The sequence below is a fragment of the Cyclobacteriaceae bacterium genome (genome assembly GCA_013141055.1).
Lineage (GTDB): Bacteria > Bacteroidota > Bacteroidia > Cytophagales > Cyclobacteriaceae > ELB16-189.
Genome location: JABFRS010000001.1, coordinates 2642331 through 2659258, shown reverse-complemented (window position 1 = coordinate 2659258; position 16928 = coordinate 2642331). Strand labels below are relative to the sequence as shown.

The 16928-nt window shown below is 41.2% G+C and carries 12 protein-coding genes; 6 read left to right on the top strand and 6 right to left on the bottom strand.

What is annotated here, in order from left to right:
- Positions 1–14: 14 nt before the first annotated feature.
- Positions 15–320 carry a 50S ribosomal protein L21 gene (rplU, locus tag HOP08_11960; GenBank protein ID NOT75633.1) on the bottom strand — a complete coding sequence of 102 codons (306 nt, stop codon included), beginning with the start codon at positions 318–320 and terminating at the stop codon, positions 15–17.
- 490 nt (positions 321–810) lie between these two features.
- On the opposite strand from rplU, the gene HOP08_11955 reads away from it, so the two are divergent.
- On the top strand, positions 811–1800 hold the full coding sequence (locus HOP08_11955; protein NOT75632.1) for a ribonucleoside-diphosphate reductase: 990 nt from the start codon (positions 811–813) through the stop codon (positions 1798–1800).
- Positions 1801–1857: 57 nt separating this feature from the next.
- Entirely contained in the window at positions 1858–4326 is a 2469-nt protein-coding gene (locus HOP08_11950; protein ID NOT75631.1) for a ribonucleoside-diphosphate reductase subunit alpha, read from the top strand.
- 70 nt (positions 4327–4396) lie between these two features.
- Here the strand turns inward: HOP08_11950 and HOP08_11945 are convergent, their stop codons facing one another.
- The 5 genes from HOP08_11945 to HOP08_11925 form a co-directional block, all read right to left on the bottom strand.
- Positions 4397–5917 (bottom strand): hypothetical protein, encoded by a 1521-nt coding sequence (locus tag HOP08_11945; GenBank protein NOT75630.1) that lies wholly within the window; start codon positions 5915–5917, stop codon positions 4397–4399.
- Complete coding sequence (locus HOP08_11940) at positions 5914–7476, bottom strand: hypothetical protein (GenBank protein ID NOT75629.1); 1563 nt, start codon at positions 7474–7476, stop codon at positions 5914–5916. The genes HOP08_11945 and HOP08_11940 overlap by 4 nt, the downstream gene beginning before the upstream one ends.
- 52 nt (positions 7477–7528) lie before the next feature.
- Positions 7529–9430, bottom strand: coding sequence for an acetate--CoA ligase (acs, locus tag HOP08_11935; GenBank protein NOT75628.1), 1902 nt, complete (start codon positions 9428–9430; stop codon positions 7529–7531).
- A 159-nt stretch (positions 9431–9589) separates the two neighbouring features.
- Positions 9590–10699 carry an acyl-CoA desaturase gene (locus HOP08_11930; protein NOT75627.1) on the bottom strand — a complete coding sequence of 370 codons (1110 nt, stop codon included), beginning with the start codon at positions 10697–10699 and terminating at the stop codon, positions 9590–9592.
- A gap of 139 nt (positions 10700–10838) precedes the next feature.
- Complete coding sequence (locus HOP08_11925) at positions 10839–11867, bottom strand: FAD:protein FMN transferase (GenBank protein NOT75626.1); 1029 nt, start codon at positions 11865–11867, stop codon at positions 10839–10841.
- Positions 11868–12009: 142 nt separating this feature from the next.
- On the opposite strand from HOP08_11925, the gene ruvB reads away from it, so the two are divergent.
- From ruvB to aroC, 4 genes are all read left to right on the top strand, one after another.
- Positions 12010–13041: a Holliday junction branch migration DNA helicase RuvB gene (ruvB, locus tag HOP08_11920; GenBank protein NOT75625.1), complete on the top strand. Its 1032-nt coding sequence runs from the start codon at positions 12010–12012 to the stop codon at positions 13039–13041.
- A gap of 30 nt (positions 13042–13071) precedes the next feature.
- Positions 13072–14007, top strand: coding sequence for a tRNA epoxyqueuosine(34) reductase QueG (gene queG / locus HOP08_11915; protein NOT75624.1), 936 nt, complete (start codon positions 13072–13074; stop codon positions 14005–14007).
- Positions 14008–14373: 366 nt separating this feature from the next.
- Positions 14374–15807 (top strand): hypothetical protein, encoded by a 1434-nt coding sequence (locus HOP08_11910; GenBank protein ID NOT75623.1) that lies wholly within the window; start codon positions 14374–14376, stop codon positions 15805–15807.
- Between the two features lie 28 nt (positions 15808–15835).
- On the top strand, positions 15836–16909 hold the full coding sequence (gene aroC, locus HOP08_11905; GenBank protein NOT75622.1) for a chorismate synthase: 1074 nt from the start codon (positions 15836–15838) through the stop codon (positions 16907–16909).
- Positions 16910–16928: the final 19 nt, after the last annotated feature.

The following is a 16928-nucleotide window of genomic DNA, read 5'->3' as shown; positions in this document are numbered from 1 at the left end:
ATTAAATCTATTTCTTAGATGCTTTCAATCTGAACCTTTGTTAGCTGCTGACGGTGACCGTTCTTAACAGCATAGCCTTTTCTGCGCTTCTTTTTGAAGATGATTACTTTTCCATCCTTCACATGCTCCAATACCTTACCGGAAATGGTCGCTCCTGCGATGGTTGGGGTTCCTACTTTCACAGCACCAGCTGTGTCGATCAGGAGGACCTTATCAAAGGTCACTACATCACCCACCTTCGCATCCAGGCGTGGGGTATATAAATACTGGTCTTTTTCAACCTTGAATTGCTTACCAGCGATATCGACAACTGCGTACATGACGGTATTTTTAAAAATGGACTGCAAAGATAGAATACTACCCATAAAAAACCAATAATTTCCTCAAAATAGCGGAAAAGACCTAAAAATCACGTTTTTTCCCCTTTATCGATTCCTGAAGGCTTCTTCATTCCAAATCCATTGCCCCTGATGAATTGCCGAACAAGCAAAAATGGCGTTTCAACACGACTGTTATTCAACCCACTTTTCATCATTAAATTTTTCAGAAAATTTATCATTTGACATATCACTTTTCATAAGGGAGATAAGTGAATGAGAATGAAACGCTTTCAAAAATTCATTCACCGAAAATGATTCTTGCGGTGTCGTCACTCAGCGATTGCCCCTTTGATATATGTGTTCCAATGCGAATATTTGTTGCTCCCTTACATTTTATTGAACGTCTTTACTCGCAAGTTGGTGAGTGGGGAAAGTGTTCTCTAAAAATTTCGGAAACCGGACCACGACAAAAAAGAATTTTTTATAAAATATGAGCCATCCCACCCTCGATGAACCCATCCTCAAAGAAAACAAGGACCGATTTGTACTCTTCCCTATCAAGCACCACGACATCTGGAAGTTTTACAAACAAGCAGAAGCCAGTTTCTGGACTGCGGAAGAAATCGATTTAAGCCATGATTTAAGGGATTGGGCTAATCTCACCGAAGGAGAAAAGTATTTTGTCAGCCACGTTCTGGCATTTTTTGCCGCTAGTGATGGCATTGTCAACGAAAATCTTGCAGAACACTTTGTGGGAGAGGTTCAATACACGGAGGCAAAGTTCTTCTACGGCTTCCAGATCGCTATTGAAAACATTCACTCAGAGACCTACTCCCTGCTGATTGACACCCTTGTAAAGGATCCTAAAGAGAAAGACAAGCTTTTCCATGCCATTGACACCATGGATTGTGTGAAAAAGAAGGCAGACTGGGCTCTTCGCTGGATTAACAAGGGCAACTTCCAGGAACGTCTGATCGCGTTTGCTGCAGTCGAAGGAATCTTCTTCTCAGGATCATTCTGCTCTATCTTCTGGTTAAAGAAAAGAGGCCTTATGCCTGGATTGAGTTTTTCCAACGAGTTGATCTCCCGTGATGAAGGTCTTCATTGTGATTTCGCTTGTCACCTGTACACCCAGCACATCGTCACCAAGCTCCCTTCAGAGCGCGTGATTGAGATCATTAAAGATGCAGTAGCGATTGAACAAGAGTTTGTAACAGACGCCCTGCCAGTGAACCTTATCGGAATGAATGCACAGCTGATGTGCCAGTACATTGAGTTTGTGGCAGATCGCCTCCTCAACGAGCTGGTCGGTCAGAAAATTTACAACACCACTAATCCTTTTGACTTTATGGAAATGATTTCGCTCAGGGGGAAGACTAACTTCTTCGAGAAAAGGGTTGCTGAATACCAGAAAGCCGGTGTGATGAAAAGCACCGAAAAAGAAGCCGATCAAAAGTTTTCATTGAACGAAGATTTTTAATTACCTTTTAGAAATCATTTTTTAAACTTTTACTACACACCCAAACAATTTTTATAAATGCTTGTATTAAAGCGGGACGGACACAGAGAGTCTGTCAAATTCGACAAAATCACCGCCCGGATCGAAAAACTCTGCTATGGCCTCGATCCAAAACTTGTCAACCCGGTAGAAGTCGCCATGAAGGTGATCAACGGCCTCTACGATGGTGTATCAACACACGAATTAGATAACCTCGCAGCTGAGATTGCAGCTACGATGACGACGCGCCACCCGGACTTCGCAAAGCTTGCTGCCCGGATTGCCGTATCCAACCTGCACAAAACCACCAGCAAGTCGTTCTCCAACACTATGAAGCGACTGTACCAGCATGTGGATGCTAAAACAGGTCAAAATGCTCCCATGATTTCCAAGGAAACCTGGAAGGTCATTAAAGCCAACGCAGCCGAACTGGATGATGCAATTGTTTATGATCGCGACTTCAGCTACGACTTTTTCGGTTTTAAAACACTGGAACGTTCTTATCTGATGAAGATCGAGAATAAGGTTGTAGAACGTCCTCAGCATTTGCTCATGCGTGTTGCTGTGGGTATCCATGGAGAAGACATCGCAGCAGCGATCGAGACTTACAATCTTCTTTCAGAGAAGTGGTTCACACATGCTACTCCAACGTTATTTAACGCAGGAACACCAAAGCCACAACTATCATCTTGCTTCCTCTTAACAATGAAGGATGATAGCATTGATGGCATTTACGATACATTAAAAAACTGCGCTAAGATTTCGCAATCCGCAGGAGGTATTGGACTAAGCGTTCATAACATCCGTGCAAAGGGTTCTTACATCAAAGGAACAGGTGGTACTTCTAACGGAATCGTTCCAATGCTTCGCAACTTCGACATGACAGCACGTTATGTTGATCAGGGCGGTGGCAAGCGCAAAGGAAGTTTCGCCATTTATCTTGAACCATGGCATGCAGATGTTTTCGAATTCCTTGACTTGAAGAAGAATCATGGAAAAGAAGAGATGCGTGCCCGTGATCTTTTCTATGCAATGTGGATTCCTGATCTTTTCATGAAACGCGTTGAGCAAAATGAATCATGGTCACTTTTCTGCCCGAATGAATGCCCGGGATTGGCAGATTGCTATGGAGAAGAGTTTGAACGTCTCTATGAAAAATATGAGAAGGAAGGAAAGTTCCGCAAGCAAATAAAAGCTCAGGATCTTTGGTTTGAAATTCTTGAATCACAAATCGAAACAGGAACTCCATACATTCTTTATAAAGATGCGGCTAATAAAAAATCGAACCAGAAAAATCTGGGTACGATCAAGTCAAGCAATCTGTGTACAGAGATCATAGAATACACATCAGATGATGAGATAGCCGTTTGTAATCTTGCTTCTATCGCATTGCCGAAGTTTGTTATTGACGGGAAGTTCGATCATCAAAAATTGTATGAGATCACAAAGGTGGCTACACGCAATCTGAATAAAGTGATCGATGTGAATTACTATCCTGTTCCAGAGGCAAAGAAATCCAACATGCGTCACCGCCCAATCGGATTAGGTGTGCAGGGATTGGCAGATGCCTTCATCCTGTTGCGCATGCCATTCGATTCTGAAGAAGCCAGAGGATTGAACAGCGATATCTTCGAAACGATCTACTTCGGTGCTATGGAAGCTTCTATGGAGCTTGCTAAGGAGCACGGATCTTATGAAACATTCAAGGGATCACCTGTATCAAAGGGAATCTTCCAATTTGATATGTGGGGAGTTACTCCATCATCTGGTCGCTGGAACTGGGAACAACTGAAACGCGAAGTGAAGCAAAACGGTGTTCGCAATTCATTGCTGGTGGCTCCTATGCCTACGGCCTCCACTTCACAGATTCTTGGAAACAACGAATGTTTTGAACCATACACTTCAAATATTTATTCCCGCAGAACATTGTCAGGAGAGTTTATCGTGGTGAACAAACACCTGATGAAAGATCTGATGTCAGCTGGTTTATGGAGTGATACATTGCGTCAGAAATTGATCGGCGCAAACGGATCGGTTCAATCTATTCCTGAGATTCCTCAAAACATTAAGGATATCTATAAAACTGTTTGGGAAATTTCCCAGAAGGCAATCATCGATATGTCCGCTGATCGTGGTGCATACATCTGCCAGTCGCAGAGTTTGAATATTCATATCACGAATCCAAACTTCGGCAAACTAACTTCCATGCACTTCTACGCCTGGAAGAAGGGATTGAAGACAGGTATGTATTACCTACGCTCTACTGCTGCTGCTGATGCGATCAAGTTCACTTTGGATAAAGCCAACATGCAACAACCTGCTGCAGAAGTGGCGAACGCACAGGAAGGCGTTGAGATTGCTGCTCTGCAAACAGCTTCTGTAGCTCCAGCAATGGAAGGACAGCACGCTATTCAATACGAAGCTCAACCAATGAACTACGAACAGAATCGCGCTGACATGGCCTGCTCCCTGGATAATCCGGATGCTTGTGAGGCCTGCGGAAGTTAATTCAACAAAAGGTTCTAAATAAAAAAAGCCCTGATGATTCAGGGCTTTTTTATTGTCAGTACTTTATTCCTTATCGGCCCACCTTGGACTTAGGAGCAACCTTCAATTGTTTGGTTTTCTTTTTCTTCTTCTGAGTTGACCGACCATATGTAGGTTTCACAGTTGCTTTGGAGTTGTTCAATTTTGGATTGTGGCTGTCATCCTTAACAGCTTGTGTTTTAGTTTTTCCTTTATCCCATCCGAATACGAGATTCAGTCCAGCTCTTACAGTGAGAAGCTGAGAACTGTTGACATATGAATTAAGATTCTGATTGGCAATCAGGGAAACTGGTGCCCTCAAAAGATTATCTCCCACTATATAAAGCTGTACAGGAGAAGCGTTTACTGACAGTCCTACGCCAATGTTATTGTATGATCGGTTCGAGACTGTGTAGCTTAAGGATGTCGTAAGGATCTTACCAAAATTCTTATTGACAGCGGCAGTCATTCCAGCTGAATATCGATCTCTGAATTGTTCACTGAAGAACAATGCTCCGATTGAAAGACTTTCCATCAATTCGTAATTTCCACTGAGATAGAATTTGCTCGGCAACATTGTAGTGTAAGAACCTGTTGGAACTTCATTCATCTTGAATTTTTCCTTTGCCTGATCCCATTGATCCGATAAATAATCTGAATTCTTATTCAGCAATTGAGTCATGTCAACTCCACCAAAAGTGTAAGTGGCTACAGAAGGATCAAGAGTATATTGAACCGTATTATTTTTCCAGTTAATAAATCCAATGTCGATAAGACTGGCGCCAAGGGTAAGCTTATCCATAAATTTATAGGTGGCACCCAGATCCAGGCCCCAACCGGTATTATTGGTATAATCACCCCAATGATCTCCGACGTTATAGCCAGACTTGTTAAAATTATCAATACCTGAGGTCTTAATATTGGCTCCAGCAGTGGCTGTAATCAAGTAAGTGTCTGCTACCTGAACGACCAGAGAGGATGATTCAGTTGTAACATTAGCAATGCCTTTCAGGTATTTGAGTCGGCCTCCAAAAGTAAACTTATCACTCGCCTGATAGGCCATTCCAATTCCTGTTTCCAAATACGAAAGACCTTCCTGCTGGGGAGCGGTGTTGATGTAAGAACCAACAAGTGGACCTGTACCATCCACTAGCAGAGATGACAAACCTTTTGGAAGCATGGATCGGCTATATCCTTTTAAAGAAGAACTGAACATCAGATACATTTTGGGATTGATGCGCATTCCAAAACGAAAGACATCTACCTGAGCCCCGACAGCGATATAATTCTTCTCAGGAAGATTTTCTGAAAGTTTTGAGAGATCACCGACTACCACACCATTGCTCTTTGATGTGATGTCATTGTATGTGAATCCATTATTTGAATAAACCCCTGCTACAGAGGAAATCCCTGGCAAGCCAATGGACAACTTGTAACGGGGCATGATGGCTGGATTTACATCCATCACCTGAGGAAGGCTGTTCATGAAATAAAGGGTGCTTTCCGTTTGCGCGAAAGTAGCAGTACCAATAAAACCAGCACAAAGAATAAGCAGAAACTGGATTTTTCTCATTTCGCTACAATATTCAATGTTGCCAATAAACCTACATTCAGTTTCAGCTTGTATGCTGATTTGAATTTAACATTCAAGGAAGATCCGTTCGTGTCCTTTGTTGTATTGAATTTGGATTTGACGATGATGTAACTAGCTGAGAATAGCTTATCAATCTTCTCAACAGAGAGGTCAGATTTAGTATCATTCACTCCTGGTGAGACTAATTCTCCGGAAGCGTCGACTGCACTTGATCTTACAAGAAAACTCTGATTAGTAGTGAATAAAGAGTCAATCACCTGATAATTCGCATCAGTCAGGTAAAGTTGAACATGAGCATCCAATGGCATCTGATTTACCGCTCTTACTTTCAACGCTGAACTAATGACAGATGACTTGTCAATGTTCCCTAAATCAATTTTCATTGTATCTGATATCGAAAATCCTGATACTCTCCCATTTAAAGGAAGCTCAGTGACCAATGTAACATGCAATCTGCTAGAATCAGCCATGAAGTTGGAACCACTTGCAATCCCTCTGTTAATACGTGCGCTGGCTGTATACACTAATTGAGTCGGTGCAAAATTGACTACCGCTGAAGCATTATCAACGGCTATGTTAGTAGTTGTAAAATTGCCCAACACGGATGGAAACGGAAGTGTAATAGGACTGGTAGGATTTAATATAAAAGGGACTGTATTACTCTCTTTTTTGGCCTGAACGGAAGTGAAATTGATTTCTGACGGCACTCCGTAATCATTTCGAACTGACAACCTAAGAACCGGATTAAGAAAAGAAATACTGGATGTTTTCAATGATGAATTGATGCTAAGGTCAATTGTTTGAGTTGGAATACTCACCTGCTGATCACCAAAAAATCCCTTTATGTAAGAGAAATCATTTTCAAAAGAAAATTTAACATTCAGCTTAGTATTAGCGGGGATAAACACCGCGTTGGTCCTTTTTTTAAAAATGAGAGCCACCCTTATGCTGAACTTGTTATCATTCATGGTAATGAGATGATCCTTCATAGAAACGGATCCTATTCCTGTAGTTGCCGAAAATGTTAAGGGCTGGTTGGTTGTTTTGTGAACAACATCGGTCATTACTACATCGATCTGAAAAGGGAGCGCCGGAGTGGTCGCCTGGGAAAGGCTGATGTTATATTTTACAAATCCACCCTTCATCATCATTTCACTTAGTTGACCTGGATCAAAATTAAAGTCGATCTCTTTGTCAACTGTAATTCCTACCTGAGTATCCACAGCGAGTGGAGGTTGAGTACCAGCTGGTAAGTCGAAAACCTGTGGATAAGAGTTATTGGCTGGTAAGTCAAACAGGCCTCTTATTTCTCTGGAATCAAGTGTTTTTGTATATGAAAAGTAAAGAAGTCCATCAGGATAGGTCTTTATATATGAGGAATCCTTGTCAGAGGCGATGTTGAGAATACTGAGTTCGCCCGAAGCAAGCGGTATCGCTTCTGTTGGGGTAATCGTCAAAGATTCCAGATTGTAATCCTTATTGTCGATGCACGACGAGAGCATGCACAGGCAAGCAAGGCAAAGAATGCGATAAAGCATGAGAATGGTGTTAGTGGGCATTTATCTATTGAAAGGTAAGAGAAGTAACCTACTATCCCAACGCCCCCCGTCTAATTTCTTCCACAATGGAAGGATCGAGGAGTGTGGTGGTATCACCCAGATTAGCAGTGTCACCTTCTGCGACTTTACGCAAAATTCTTCTCATTATTTTTCCGGAACGGGTTTTCGGCAGCCCCGGAACAAATTGTATTTTATCCGGCTTGGCAATCGGTCCAATTATCTTTGACACAATGTCACGTATTTCTTTACGAAGTTGCTCTTCATCCTCGGGCTTCTTGTAGCATGTTACAAAAGCATAAATCCCTTGCCCTTTGATATCATGCGGGTAACCGACCACTGCCGTTTCGCAAACATTTTTATGCTCATCAATTGCATTTTCCACTTCAGCCGTCCCCATATTATGACCTGACACAATAATGATATCATCTACCCTTCCTGTAATTCTGTAATAACCTTCTTCATCACGCTTGCATCCATCTCCGGTAAAATACTTTCCCGGAAAAGTTGAAAAATATGTTTCAGTAAATCGCTGATGATTTCCATAAATAGTTCTGGCAATGGATGGCCATGGGAATTTAATCGCAAGCCTGCCTTCAATGCCGTTCCCTTTTAATTCATTTCCCTTCTCATCCATCACTGCCGGCTGGATCCCAGGCAAAGGGAATGAAGCAAACGCAGGTTTAAGTTTAGTAACATTCGCAATCGGAGAAATCATGATTCCACCCGTTTCCGTTTGCCACCACGTGTCAACAATAGGACAATTCTCATTTCCTATGTTCTTATAATACCATTGCCATGCCTCCTCATTGATCGGTTCACCTACAGATCCCAGAACTTTTAATGATGACAGATCATGCTTCTTTATAATATCCAGTGATCCCTGTTGCAACGAACGTATAGCCGTGGGTGCTGTATAGAAAATATTAACCTTATGCCGTTCGATAACCTGCCAGAATCTTCCAAGATCAGGCCATGAAGGAACGCCCTCAAAAATTATAGTGGTGGCTCCTGAAGAGAGGGGACCGTAAAGAAGATAAGAATGACCTGTTACCCATCCGATATCTGCTGTACACCAATAAATCTGACCCGGTTGATATTGAAATACAGTCCTGAAGGTATAATTCACCTGAACCATATAACCTCCACACGTGTGTACCATACCTTTCGGTTTACCAGTGGACCCAGAAGTATATAAGATGAAAAGCAGGTCTTCTGCGTCCATCTCTTCTGCTTTACAATCTGTGGTAACTTTCTTCATTTCATCGTGCCACCAAAGATCTCTTCCAGTTTTAAAAGCAGGTTTTGAAGAAGTTCTCTCCAACACAATTACTTTTTCAATGGAGGGGCACTTCTCTATTGCTTCGTCAACGATTCTTTTTAAATCAATTTTTTTATCTCCTCTGAATGCTCCGTCTGCTGTGAGAACAATTTTGCAACCGGAATCATTTATCCTGTCTGCAAGTGATCCCGCTGAAAATCCAGCAAAGACTACCGAATGGACTGCTCCTATTCTTGCACAACCGAGCACTGCATAAGCAAGCTCTGGCACCATTGGCATATAAATACAGACACGATCACCTTTTTTAACACCAACCGATTTAAGCATGTTGCCAACCCGGCACACGTTCTCATGAAGTTCTTTGTAAGTAATTTTCTTTGCCTCATCCTTTGGATCACCCGGTTCCCATATAATAGCAGTTTTGTCACCATGCGATGGAAGATGACGATCAATGCAATTCTCTGTGATATTCAGCTTTGCGCCTGAGAACCATTTTACTTCTGCTTTGTTGAAATCCCATTCCATAACAGTATCCCACCTCTTTTTCCAGACAAAATCATTGGCAACTTCACTCCAGAATTTCTCTGGATTCTCAATGCTTTTTTGGTAGACTTTTGAATAATCTGATTCTGTGGACACGACTTCCATACTCACGGTTTTAATAAACGGCTTCAAATTTTGCTTAATCAGAGTTAAAAACAAAACCTCATATTATAAAGCAGAAGTGTTTTCTATCAAGAGGCACATTAAAATAAATTCATAAAAAAACTCCACTGTTTCACACAATGGAGTTAAGTATTGCCAGTTAATGGATCAGGCAGTTGCCAAAACAGGAGAGGGTCTGGTTGCACCCAATTCTTTCAATAGCTTACCATGAGCAACAATTGCATCCCAGAATGTGTCTTTCATTTTATAAGGAAGTCCGAATTCATTCGCAGTTTCCTCAACAATAGATGATAAGTGGCGATAGTGAACATGACAAACATTTGGGAATAAGTGATGTTCAACCTGAAAATTCAGTCCACCAACATACCATGACAAGACTTTATTATCGTGTGCGAAATTAGTGGTGGTATAAAGCTGATGAATAGCCCAGGTGTTCTCAAGGTTACCATTTGCATCCGGCATAAAGTAAGATGTGCCTTCCACAACGTGTGCTGGCTGAAAAACAATAGCAAGAATAAATCCGGCAACGAAATGCATTACTACAAAAGCCGCAGCAATTTGCCATCCTGTGAAAGGAAGGATCATAACGGGTATTACGATGATATAAATGACATAGACAACCTTTGTCACAATAAGAATCGCCCACTCTTTAGCAACGCTGGCTTTTTGTTTTTTAATAAGACCATCCTTTTGATAGCGGATCAATCTGAAAAAATCTTTGGCAATTACCCAAACAATGGTCATTAGTCCATAAAGAAACCATGCATAAAGATGTTGAAATCTATGGAATGATTTATATGGAGAATCAGGCGACATACGCAATACTCCTCTCGGACTTATATCTTCATCTACTTCATAAATATTTGTGAAAGTATGATGCAGGACGTTGTGTTGAATTTTCCAATTGAAGGCATTTGCGCCGACAAGATTCAGTGAGTAACCAAGAAGATCATTTATCCATGGTTTGCTGGAGTATGCTCCGTGATTTGCATCATGCATGATCGACAGGCCAATACCTGCGATTCCAAAACCCATGACAATGCTTAATAAAATATATACAGCAAAGGATGTAACAACTCCCGTCAGAATAACTGCAAAGGGTACCAGAAATAATGAGAACATAAAGACGGTTTTTATAACCATCTCTGCATTTGCGTTTCTGCTTAAATTCTTTGTCTTGAAATAATTATTAACCCTTTGACTTAAGGTGGCGTAAAACTCCTGTTGATTAGTTCCGAACTTAATAGTCTTCGTCATTTGCTGTAAAATATTTGAATGGAGCCTTTTGGCGGGGTCGTAGGTAACTGAGAATTAAGATTTTACAAATATACCTCTTTGGATTTTTATAACGCCTGTTAGGTTTGTAATAGTGCGTAAACGGACAAATCATTAAAAATTAAGGCTGAATTTGAAGGTGATCCTTAATTCCTTCTGAAACATAGGTCTTTATTCCTTCCTTCGATGAATAAATAAAAAAAACGTTTAACTCGGGATGGCTTTTCAAAATCTCAAGTGCTTTCAGATGTCCCATTGACATGAACGCTGTTGCCCATGCATCTGCTGTGGAGCAATCAGAAGCAAAGACCGTTGCGCTCAATAATTCATGCTGCACCGGAAATCCTGATGAAGGATCAATTGTATGAGAGTACTTAATGCCGTCTACTTCCCGATAATTGAAATAATTTCCAGAAGTGGTATATCCCAGATTTTCCAAGGCTGCATATGCTTTGAATTTCTGTTCAATGTAATCTGAGTTAGGATCAAGAATTCCAATCTTCCAGGCTTTATTTTCCTGAAGGTTTTTTCCCCATGCTACTCCCTCTCCTCCCAACTCAATGAAAAAATTATTTATTGATTTTGATCTTAAAAAATCAGCGATCACATCTGATCCATAACCTTGTCCGATTGCACCAAAGTCAATCTGAACACGTGAATCATTTTTCCAGATACTGTCATTATTGAAATTGATCTTTTCAAAACCAACATACTCCCGGGCCGCGAGCACTTCAGCAGTATCTGGTCTTACAATTTTCTTAGGCCCAAAGCCCCACGCATTAACCAATGGCATCACAGTAGGATCATAGGCACCCTGCGATCCTTCAACAACTTCCTTTGATTTCTTTAAGGGTGGAAAAAAATAGGGCAAACGAAAAATAAAAGATTTGTCCGCACGATTAAATCTTGAGATCTCGGAAGTTGAATCATACGTGTTGATTGATTTATTGACGACCTCCAATAGTGAATCTACTGAGTGTTGAAAATTTCTTTTTTGATCATCAAAATAAGTAATGTGATAGCTGGTCCCCATCGTTTTACCTTCAAGCTTGATAGGATCGGAAGATTTTTGATTTCGATACAGCCACACTACCACAATAGCTGTCAACAGAAACAAAGAGTACAAAGCATTTTTTGTCCGAGAATTCATTGGGGCAAATTAGTAGGAAATGCCTTTGTGCAAAAGGCATAATAATAGATCAGGTTCCCGAACAGCTTTTAGGAGCTCTCAAAATAAGGTTTCAGAAAAAAAATTAATTTGAATAGCGGGGTTCGTACTGTAGCTTTGAAAGATGCGTGAAGATTATCTTAAGCCAGATAACGGAAGTTTGAATGATACTGAGAAAGAGATAGAGAAAGCTTTGCGCCCACTCAATTTTGGTGACTTTTCAGGTCAGCAAAAAGTAGTAGATAATATTAAGGTCTTTGTGCAGGCCGCTAAACAACGAAGCGAATCCCTGGATCACGTTCTGCTTCATGGCCCTCCAGGACTTGGAAAAACAACTTTATCATTCATCATTGCAAATGAACTTGGCAGTAATATCAAGATCACTTCCGGACCTGTTCTTGACAAACCTGGTGACCTTGCCGGTCTTTTAACCAATCTTGAAGTCAACGATGTTCTTTTTATAGATGAAATTCACCGGCTTAATCCAATTGTAGAAGAGTACCTCTATTCCGCCATGGAGGATTACAGGATTGATATCATGCTTGATAGTGGTCCGAATGCCCGCTCTGTTCAGATCAATTTGAATCCATTTACGCTGATTGGCGCAACCACACGTGCTGGTCTTCTCACATCTCCTTTGCGGGCAAGATTTGGGATCACAGCGCGATTGGAATATTATGACTCAGCGTTGCTTACAAAAATCGTCAAGCGTTCCGCTGCCATCCTCAATACTCCTATTGAAAATGACGCTGCTTTTGAAATCGCAAGGCGCAGTCGTGGCACTCCTCGTATTGCCAACAACCTGCTTAGAAGAACAAGAGATTTTGCGCAGATAAAAGGAGATGGAATTATTACAAAGCCTATTTCTCAAATGGCTTTGCAGGCGCTCGATGTTGATGAGAATGGATTGGATGACATGGATAACCGTATCCTTTCTACTATTATCGAAAAATTCAAAGGAGGGCCAGTGGGATTGACAACAATTGCAACTGCTGTTGGAGAAGAGGCTGAAACTATTGAGGAAATGTATGAACCGTTTTTGATACAGGAAGGATACTTAAAACGAACTTCCCGCGGAAGGGAAGCTACAGCCATTGCTTATAAGCATTTGAAGATCGCAATCCCCGCATCGCGCTCTCAGGGATTGTTTGATTGATCGTTTTCAAAGAAAATTAAGGTAACTGTAATGTCAAGCGTCAGTAACCGGCATACACAACTTATCAAATCCATCTCGAAGGAATTGGGATTCAGTTTTTGTGGAATAGCAAAGGCCGAATTTCTTGAAGAAGAAGCTCCGAAGCTTGAGGAGTGGCTGCGCCGTGGGTATCAGGGCAAAATGAGTTACCTCGAAAATCATTTTGATAAAAGACTGGATCCGCGTCTTCTGGTCCCAGGAGCAAAATCAGTGGTTAGTCTGATCTATAATTATTATCCAAAGAAAGAGATATCATCTTCAGACACCAGTCAACTAAAAATTGCGCGATACGCCTATGGTGAGGATTATCATTTCGTAGTGAAGGAAAAGCTGAAAGAGTTTTTGGATCGCTTACAGGAAACAATTGGCGAAATCAATGGCCGCGCTTTTGTGGACTCTGCTCCTGTGATGGAGCGTGCATGGGCAGCAAAAAGTGGATCGGGATGGATTGGAAAAAATAGTTTGCTACTCAATCGTTCAATGGGTAGTTTCTTTTTTCTTGCGGAGCTAATCATTGATCTTGAACTTGATCCAGATGAAGCCACAAAAGATTATTGTGGTTCATGCACCGCCTGCATGGACGCATGTCCTACGGATGCGATCACAGAACCCTATGTGGTTGATGGCAGTAAGTGTATATCCTATTTTACCATTGAACTAAAAGAAGAGATTCCTAAAGAAGTAAAGGGCAAATTTGATAACTGGATCTTTGGTTGTGATATCTGCCAGGAAGTATGTCCATGGAATCGTTTTTCAAAACCTCATTCTGAAACAAAATTTGATTCTTCTCACGAATTAGGAAACATGTCAATCCAGGATTGGAAGGAGATCACCGAAGAAGTTTTCGATAAACTATTCAAAGATTCCGCCATAAAGCGCACGAAATTTTCCGGATTGAAAAGGAACATATCATTTATTACAGACTAGTGGATAATAAAAAAGCCCCAACCGGGGCTTTCATTTTTTTAGTTTGAATTTTACGCTACAACAAAACAGCGATTTAAAATCGCCTGATGGCTACCGAAATTAGCATAACACCAATTTCTAAGTTCCTGCAACTCCTCACTGATCAACATCTTGATCGCCTTCCGCAGCTCTTTTTCGAAAAGCCGGGCATCGAAACTCACACGTGTGAGCACCTTTTTTGCATAATTAAGCATAGTTCCAATAAATTAAAGTACGTTTTGTATCAGGGATACGCGAATTATAACGTTGAAAAGTAGTAAATCAGTCAATGAGTTAAAAGAAAAATTAAATTTGTCTCCGCAACTGATTGCATAACACCTGCATCAAATGAAATTCGTCACAAAAGCCCTTCTTTACTTAACACTCTTCTCTGGAAGCTTTATTTCACTAGCCCAAAACATTCAAATTGTACTGGGACCAGATGAGATTGGCGAAAATCAGGCCTGGACGATATCGGTCAATGTCATAAACGAACAGTTAAAGACCTACAGCAACTTTCCGGATATCGATGGCTTCCGAAAAAGAGGCACCAGCACTCAGTCTCAAACCAGCGTGACGAATGGCCAGGTGAGTTCATCTCAGTCCGTTATTATGACGTATGTGCCAACCCGTCAGGGGACCTTTTTAATTCCTGCTTTTGGAATGAAAATCAATGATAAGGATGTCACTTCCCCCAGCAAAAAAGTAAAGGTTGGCCCTCCGATTCAGGTTCAGGCAAGAGATCCCTTTGGTGATTTTTTTGGCGGGCGTGAAGAAACTGAGTTTGTAGATGTTAAAGAGGAAGCCTTACTGATGCTCACAACCAATAAAGACGAGGTTTATGTTGGCGAAGGCCTTACCGCTACTTTATCTTTTTTGGTGGCAGATAATAATCGTGCACCCATGCAATTCTTTGAACTGGGACGTCAACTTTCAGAAATTTTAAAAAAGCTCAAACCCACAAACTGCTGGGAAGAAAATTTCAACATTGAGAATATTGAAGGAGAAGCCATTAACATTAAAGGCAAAGGCTATACTCAATATAAAATTTATCAGGCATCTTTTTATCCACTGAATGCTGAACCAATCAAATTCCCAAGTGTTGGTCTTCAAATGATAAAATTTAAGGTTGCTAAAAATCCTTCCTTCTTTGGCCAGAACAGGCAGGAGGATTTCAAAACTTTTTCTTCCGCTTCAAAAATAGTTAAGGTCAAGGAATTGCCTCCTCATCCATTACAAGGTTCCGTCGCTGTAGGCAATTATCAGTTGGATGAGAAAATCTCAACTCAGCATCCTAAGGCAGGCCAAAGTATTGGATACGAGTTTAATGTCTTTGGAGAGGGGAACATCTCTTCTATTGAGAGACCTGAGATTCCCAAGGATAATAATTTTGATTTCTACGAGCCAAATGTTCAACAAAATATTTCCCGTGAAAACGGAAGAGTGGCAGGAACAAAATCATTTAAATACTTTTTGGTTCCTAAAGAGCCGGGAGAGTTTTCTATGGATAAATACTTTCAGTGGGTATTCTTCAATCCTGCCAAGAAGAAGTATGATACACTTCGATCTCAGGTGAAGCTAACGGTTGATGGAGAAAGTCAGCGAAACCAATCCATTCAAAGTACTGATACCGGGTCTTTTTATGATCGTATTGATGATGCTGACAACAATTTGAAATCCTCGTCACCTATGAACTGGATGTCAGCAGGAATGAATCTCCTAATTTTTCTTTTGCTGGCCTCTTCCGCCTACTTGATTTTTAGTTCAAGATCGAAAGCATAAAGTCCGCAGCGAATCAATAACTTTGGGCATGAGCAATTCCTACGGCACACTATTCAGAATCACCACGTTTGGAGAGTCTCATGGACCTGCTATTGGTGTTGTTATCGACGGATGTCCTGCAGGACTTGAAATTGACGAAGCTTTTATACAATCTGAACTCACCCGCAGAAAACCAGGTCAATCAAAGATTACAACGCAACGTAAAGAAGACGACACTTTTAAAATTTTGTCAGGAGTTTTCGAAGGAAAGACAACAGGGGTACCAATCGCAATTGTCATTGAAAATCAAGATCAGCGCAGCAAAGACTACTCTCATCTTGAAAATACTTTTCGTCCTTCTCATGCGGATTACACTTATCAGGAGAAATATGGCGTCAGGGATCATCGTGGCGGTGGCAGAAGTTCGGCACGCGAAACAGCAGCCAGGGTTGCTGCAGGTGCTGTTGCTAAATTGTTTCTTCAAAAAAATGAAATCGAGATACACGCCTTTGTTTCTCAGGTAGGAGATATCACGTGTCCGTCTTATGCTCAGCTTGATCTAAGCAAAACAGAAGACAGCATTGTTCGGTGTCCCGATCCTGCTACTGCAGAAAAAATGATAGCGTTGATTGACAAAGTTCGATTGGAACGTGATACTATCGGTGGCATTGTAACCTGTGTTATTAAGAATACCCCGGTGGGTTTGGGCGAGCCAGTTTTTGATAAGCTTCACGCTGAATTAGGCAAAGCAATGCTAAGCATTAATGCAGTAAAGGGATTTGAATACGGAAGCGGATTTGAGGGCATTAAGCTTCGTGGTTCGCAACATAATGATGAGTTTGTTAATGACTCAGGAAAAATCCGAACAAAGACAAATCATTCGGGTGGAGTTCAGGGTGGTATCAGCAATGGTGAAGACATCTATTTTAATGTTGCTTTCAAACCCGTTGCAACCATTATGCAGGATCAGCAAAGTGTTGACAAGGATGGAAATGAAGTTGTTGTTTCCGGCAAAGGACGTCATGATCCATGCGTTGTCCCCCGCGCGGTACCGATCGTTGAAGCAATGGCAGCACTTGTAATAGCTGATTTTTTCCTAAGGAATAAGATCTCCCGGATCTGATCAATCACCTTCCGATTCG

What these genes read in the sequence shown, in the direction of transcription:
- rplU (NOT75633.1), bottom strand. Translation starts at nt 320, where the DNA reads ATGTACGCAGTTGTCGATATCGCTGGTAAGCAATTCAAGGTTGAAAAA.
- HOP08_11955 (NOT75632.1), top strand. Translation starts at nt 811, where the DNA reads ATGAGCCATCCCACCCTCGATGAACCCATCCTCAAAGAAAACAAGGAC.
- HOP08_11950 (NOT75631.1), top strand. Translation starts at nt 1,858, where the DNA reads ATGCTTGTATTAAAGCGGGACGGACACAGAGAGTCTGTCAAATTCGAC.
- HOP08_11945 (NOT75630.1), bottom strand. Translation starts at nt 5,917, where the DNA reads ATGAGAAAAATCCAGTTTCTGCTTATTCTTTGTGCTGGTTTTATTGGT.
- HOP08_11940 (NOT75629.1), bottom strand. Translation starts at nt 7,476, where the DNA reads ATGCTTTATCGCATTCTTTGCCTTGCTTGCCTGTGCATGCTCTCGTCG.
- HOP08_11930 (NOT75627.1), bottom strand. Translation starts at nt 10,699, where the DNA reads ATGACGAAGACTATTAAGTTCGGAACTAATCAACAGGAGTTTTACGCC.
- HOP08_11925 (NOT75626.1), bottom strand. Translation starts at nt 11,867, where the DNA reads ATGAATTCTCGGACAAAAAATGCTTTGTACTCTTTGTTTCTGTTGACA.
- ruvB (NOT75625.1), top strand. Translation starts at nt 12,010, where the DNA reads ATGCGTGAAGATTATCTTAAGCCAGATAACGGAAGTTTGAATGATACT.
- queG (NOT75624.1), top strand. Translation starts at nt 13,072, where the DNA reads ATGTCAAGCGTCAGTAACCGGCATACACAACTTATCAAATCCATCTCG.
- HOP08_11910 (NOT75623.1), top strand. Translation starts at nt 14,374, where the DNA reads ATGAAATTCGTCACAAAAGCCCTTCTTTACTTAACACTCTTCTCTGGA.
- aroC (NOT75622.1), top strand. Translation starts at nt 15,836, where the DNA reads ATGAGCAATTCCTACGGCACACTATTCAGAATCACCACGTTTGGAGAG.